Genomic DNA, 5245 nt, shown 5'->3' on the forward strand with positions numbered 1-5245 from the left:
ATCGCCTCGGCAAGGTGCAACACCTTGCGGTGACCTGGCTGGTGGCGCTCGGTTCAAATATGTCCGCGCTGTGGATTCTGGTGGCGAACGGCTGGATGCAAAACCCGATTGCTTCCGAGTTCAATTTTGAAACCATGCGTATGGAGATGCTGAGCTTCTCCGAGCTGGTGCTAAACCCGGTTGCGCAAGTGAAGTTTGTGCATACCGTGGCCGCTGGTTACACCACCGGTGCGATGTTCATCTTGGGTATCAGCGCATGGTATCTGCTGAAAGGGCGCGATATTGCTTTCGCTAAACGCTCCTTTGCTATCGCAGCCAGCTTCGGTATGGCGGCGATTTTGTCGGTGATCGTGCTGGGTGACGAATCTGGTTATGAAATCGGCGACGTGCAGAAAACCAAACTGGCGGCGATTGAAGCGGAATGGGAAACCCAACCGGCGCCAGCTGCTTTTACGCTGTTTGGCATTCCGGACCAGGAAACCCAGGAAAACAAATATGCGATTCAGATTCCGTATCTGCTCGGTTTAATCGCCACGCGTTCCGTTGATACGCCAGTGACCGGTTTGAAAGATCTGCTGGCGCAGCATGAAGTGCGTATTCGTAACGGCATGAAAGCCTACGCGCTGCTGAACGAACTGCGCGGTGGTAGCAAAGATCCTGCTGTGCGCAGCCAGTTTGAAGCCAGCAAAAAGGATCTGGGTTATGGCCTGCTGCTGAAACGCTATACGCCGGATGTGGCTAACGCCAGCGAAGAGCAAATTCAGAAAGCCACTAAAGACTCAATCCCACGCGTTGCACCGCTGTACTTCGCCTTCCGTATCATGGTGCTGGGCGGTGTGTTGATGCTGGGCATCATTACGCTCTCCTTCTGGAGCGTGATTCGTAACCGTATCGGCAAGTCGCGCTGGTTACTGAAAGCCGCGTTGTACGGCATTCCATTGCCATGGATTGCGATTGAAGCGGGTTGGTTCGTTGCCGAGTATGGTCGCCAGCCGTGGGCAATTGGTGAGGTGCTGCCAACCGCAGTCGCTAACTCCTCATTGACCGTCGGCGATCTGCTGTTCTCAATGACGCTGATTTGCGGCCTCTACACCTTGTTCCTCGTGGCGGAAATGTACCTGATGTTCAAGTTCGCGCGCCTCGGTCCAAGCAGCCTGAAAACTGGCCGCTATCATCATGAAACGCTGAAGACATCATCTCAGCCGGCGCGTGGATAAGGAGAGCGACCATGTTTGATTACGAAGTATTGCGCTTTGTCTGGTGGCTGCTGATTGGCGTGTTGCTGATTGGTTTTGCGGTCACCGATGGCTTTGATATGGGCGTTGGTATGCTGACCCGCATTCTGGGACGCACCGATACCGAACGTCGCATCATGATTAACAGCATTGCGCCGCACTGGGACGGAAACCAGGTTTGGCTGATCACCGCTGGTGGCGCGCTGTTTGCCGCCTGGCCAATGGTGTATGCCGCTGCGTTCTCCGGCTTCTATGTGGCGATGATTCTGGTGCTGGCTTCACTGTTCTTCCGTCCGGTGGGATTTGATTACCGTTCGAAGATTGAAGATATGCGCTGGCGTGGCATGTGGGATTGGGGCATTTTCATCGGCAGCTTTGTCCCGCCGCTGGTGATTGGCGTGGCATTCGGCAACCTGCTGCAAGGCGTGCCGTTCCATGCTGACGAATATCTGCGCCTGTTCTATACCGGCAACTTCTTCCAACTGCTGAATCCGTTTGGCTTGCTGGCAGGCGTGGTGAGTGTGGCAATGATCCTGACGCAGGGCGCAACCTATCTGCAGATGCGTACTGCCGGTGAGTTGCACGTCCGCAGCCGCAGCACCGCACAAATCTCGGCGCTGGTGATGATGGTGTGCTTCATCCTTGCCGGTGTGTGGGTGAAATACGGCATTGATGGTTATGTGCTGAAGAGCGTTATCGATCATCACGCCGCATCCAACCCGTTGGGTAAAGATGTGGTACGTGAAGCGGGCGCATGGATGGTGAACTTCGAGCAGATGCCAGTATTGTGGCTGTTCCCGCTGTTGGGCGTGGTGTTGCCGCTGCTGACCATTCTCTTTTCGCGTATCGAGAAGGGCGCTCTGGCGTTTATCTCTTCTTCACTGACATTAGCGTGCGTGATCATGACGGCCGGGATTGCGATGTTCCCGTTCATCATGCCATCCAGCACCGTGCCAGGCATCAGCCTGACGATGTGGGATGCCACCTCTAGCCTGCTGACGCTGAAAGTGATGACCATTGCCGCCATCATCTTTGTTCCGATTATCCTGGCGTACACCACCTGGTGTTATTACAAGATGTTTGGCCGTATCACTAAAGAACACATTGAGAGCAATACGCACTCCCTGTACTGATTAAGGAGATTGAGCATGTGGTATTTTGCCTGGATTCTTGGCACCTTGCTGGCCTGTGCGTTCGGTGTGATTACGGCGCTGGCGCTGGAGCATGTTGAAGAGAGCAGCGCGAAGGATGAGCAAGTCTGATGCGCACAATGATTCGGACGATGTATCGTCTGATGGACAAGGGCCCACTTCGGGCCCTTTCGTTAATTCTTGCACTGTGGCTGGCGGGCTGCGTTATTTGGCAACCTTCACGCTTTGCCGCGCGTACCAGTGATTTGGCGATATGGCATGGATTGTTGCTGATTTGGGCTGTGTGTACCGGCGTGATTCACGGCACCGGATTCAGTCCACAACAAACGCGTTGGCAGGCTCTATTCTCACCTCTGCCCGCGCTGTTGATTTTGCTGGCAGGAATTTTCTGGTTCTACCATTAAGTCCAGGTTCAGGACTTAAAAACGCTGCATTTTCAGGCGCTGGCGTGAGGTTTTGTCAGCGCCCGGTCAAGAAACATCCTATAAATCCTTCCAGTTGTTAACCTGTGATAATTATTTTCGCCTGGCTCTGGCGGACCATTCCCAAGCCGATCTCACTTGCGTATAGTAGCAACGTTTAAAATGAGACCGGGATGTAGAGTGAGTACTACGCTGTTTCGCTGGCCGGTTCGTGTCTATTACGAAGACACTGATGCCGGTGGTGTGGTTTACCACGCCAGTTATCTTGCTTTCTATGAACGAGCACGTACCGAAATGTTGCGCCAGCACCATTTCAATCAGCAGGTCCTGTTGGAAGAGCAGGTGGCTTTTGTGGTACGACGCATGACGATCGATTTTGTTGCGGCTGCACGTCTGGACGATCTTTTGGAAATTCAAACAGAAGTGACCTCAATGACGCGTGCAACGATGACGTTCTCGCAGCGTATCGTGAATGCAGAAGGCAAAGTGCTAAATGAAGCAGAAGTCCTGATTGCCTGCATCAACCCACATCTAATGAAGCCAATTGCGCTTCCCAAGTCTATTGTCGCGGAGTTCAAGCAGTGACTGACATGAATGTTCTTGATTTGTTCCTGAAGGCGAGCCTTCTGGTCAAACTTATCATGTTGATTTTGATCGGCTTTTCTATTGCCTCATGGGCGATCATTATTCAGCGTACGCGCATTTTGAATGCGGCGGGGCGCGAAGCCGAAGCCTTTGAAGATAAGTTCTGGTCCGGTATCGAGCTGTCTCGTCTGTATCAGGAAAGCCAGGGACGCCGCGATGAATTGAGCGGATCTGAGCAAATTTTCTATTCGGGTTTCAAAGAGTTTGCGCGCTTGCACCGTGCTAACAACCATGCGCCGGAAGCGGTTGTAGAGGGCGCGAGCCGTGCGATGCGTATCTCCTTCAATCGTGAACTGGAAACGCTGGAAACTCACATTCCTTTCCTTGGCACCGTTGGCTCCATCAGTCCGTATATCGGTCTGTTTGGTACGGTGTGGGGGATCATGCACGCCTTTATCGCCCTCGGTGCGGTAAAACAGGCCACGCTGCAGATGGTTGCACCGGGTATTGCCGAAGCGCTGATCGCGACTGCAATCGGTCTGTTTGCGGCCATTCCTGCCGTTATGGCGTACAACCGTCTGAACCAGCGCGTTAACAAGCTGGAACAGGGCTACGACAACTTCATGGAAGAGTTCACGGCTATCCTGCATCGTCAGGCTTTCTCCACCGAAAACACGAAGTAAGTCGAGGTTTACGATGGCCAGAACCCGTGGTCGCGGTAAACGCGACCTTAAGTCGGAAATCAACATAGTTCCACTGCTGGACGTGCTGTTGGTGTTGCTGCTCATCTTTATGGCAACCGCGCCGATTATTACCCAGAGCGTGGAAGTGGATCTGCCGGATGCGACAGATTCAAAAACTGTCTCAACTGATGATAATCCACCCGTGATTGTTGAAGTGTCTGGTGTTGGCCAGTACAGCCTGGTGGTGGATCACGATCGTATGACGCAGTTGCCGCCGGAGCAGGTGGTGAGCGAAGCGCAGCGCCGGATTGAAGCCAATCCGAAAACGGTCTTCCTGATCGGCGGTGCGAAAGACGTCCCTTACGACGAAATCATCAAGGCGCTTAACCTGTTACATCAGGCAGGCGTGAAATCTGTCGGTTTGATGACGCAGCCGATTTAAAGCGAACCGTTTTTGGGAACCGAGTGTGTCGAAGGCAACCGAGCAGAACGACAAGTTAAAACGCGCAATAATCGTTTCGGTGATTCTGCACATCGTGCTGATCGCCTTACTGATTTGGAGCTCGTTTAACGAAAAAATCGAATCCAGCGGCGGTGGCGGTGGCAGTGATATTGACGCAGTGATGGTCGATTCAGGCGCCGTGGTTGAGCAGTATAACCGCCAGCAGAATCAGCAACGAGACAGCCAACGCGCCGAGCAGCAGCGTCAGAAACAGTCGCAGCAGCAGGCCGAAGAGTTACAGCAGAAACAAGCTGCTGAGCAGCAGCGCCTGAAAGAGATGGAAAAAGAGCGCTTGCAGGCCCAGCAGGAAGCTAAAGAGCAGGCGAAGCAGCAAGCCGAGCAGCAGAAAGCCGCTGAAGCCGCCGCTAAGCAGGCGCAGGAGCAGCAGAAAACTGCCGAAGCCGCAGCAGCAAAAGCCAAGGCTGATGCCAAAGCGGAAGCCGATGCGCAGGCAAAAGCCGCCGCCGATGCCAAAGCCAAAGCGGTAGAGGAAGCCAAGCAAGCCGCAGCAGACGCGAAGAAGAAAGCGGACGCGGAAGCCAAAGCTGCCGCTGCTGAAGCGGCCAAAGAGAAAGCGGCGCAGCAGGCAAAAGCGGCCGCAGAATCGAAAGCCAAAGCGGATGCTGAAGCCAAAGCGCAGGCTGCTGCCGATGCGAAAGCGAAAGCG

The 5245-nt window shown here is 53.9% G+C and carries 8 protein-coding genes; all 8 read left to right on the top strand.

Annotation, left to right across the window (positions count from 1 at the left end; genetic code table 11):
• Positions 1-1217: cytochrome ubiquinol oxidase subunit I (locus RTY00_RS19140; protein ID WP_312665542.1), on the top strand; the 1217-nt coding region annotated here is incomplete at its 5' end.
• Between the two features lie 11 nt (positions 1218-1228).
• A complete protein-coding gene (gene cydB, locus RTY00_RS19145) occupies positions 1229-2368 on the top strand; it encodes a cytochrome d ubiquinol oxidase subunit II (protein WP_312665544.1) in 1140 nt (379 codons plus the stop codon).
• Between the two features lie 15 nt (positions 2369-2383).
• A complete protein-coding gene (cydX, locus tag RTY00_RS19150; protein ID WP_007890642.1) occupies positions 2384-2497 on the top strand; it encodes a cytochrome bd-I oxidase subunit CydX in 114 nt (37 codons plus the stop codon).
• Positions 2497-2790, top strand: a complete 294-nt coding sequence (ybgE, locus tag RTY00_RS19155; RefSeq protein ID WP_312665546.1) for a cyd operon protein YbgE — start codon at positions 2497-2499, stop codon at positions 2788-2790. The genes cydX and ybgE overlap by 1 nt, the downstream gene beginning before the upstream one ends.
• A gap of 198 nt (positions 2791-2988) precedes the next feature.
• Positions 2989-3393 carry a tol-pal system-associated acyl-CoA thioesterase gene (gene ybgC, locus RTY00_RS19160; protein WP_008107385.1) on the top strand — a complete coding sequence of 135 codons (405 nt, stop codon included), beginning with the start codon at positions 2989-2991 and terminating at the stop codon, positions 3391-3393.
• Positions 3390-4076, top strand: a complete 687-nt coding sequence (gene tolQ, locus RTY00_RS19165) for a Tol-Pal system protein TolQ (RefSeq protein WP_256695940.1) — start codon at positions 3390-3392, stop codon at positions 4074-4076. The genes ybgC and tolQ overlap by 4 nt, the downstream gene beginning before the upstream one ends.
• Before the next feature lie 13 nt (positions 4077-4089).
• Entirely contained in the window at positions 4090-4518 is a 429-nt protein-coding gene (tolR, locus tag RTY00_RS19170; RefSeq protein WP_008107389.1) for a colicin uptake protein TolR, read from the top strand.
• 25 nt (positions 4519-4543) lie between these two features.
• The coding region (gene tolA, locus RTY00_RS19175; protein WP_312665549.1) for a cell envelope integrity protein TolA at positions 4544-5245 on the top strand (702 nt) is incomplete at its 3' end.

It is taken from the genome of Pantoea sp. CTOTU49201, from assembly GCF_032054795.1.
Lineage (GTDB): Bacteria > Pseudomonadota > Gammaproteobacteria > Enterobacterales > Enterobacteriaceae > Pantoea > Pantoea symbiotica.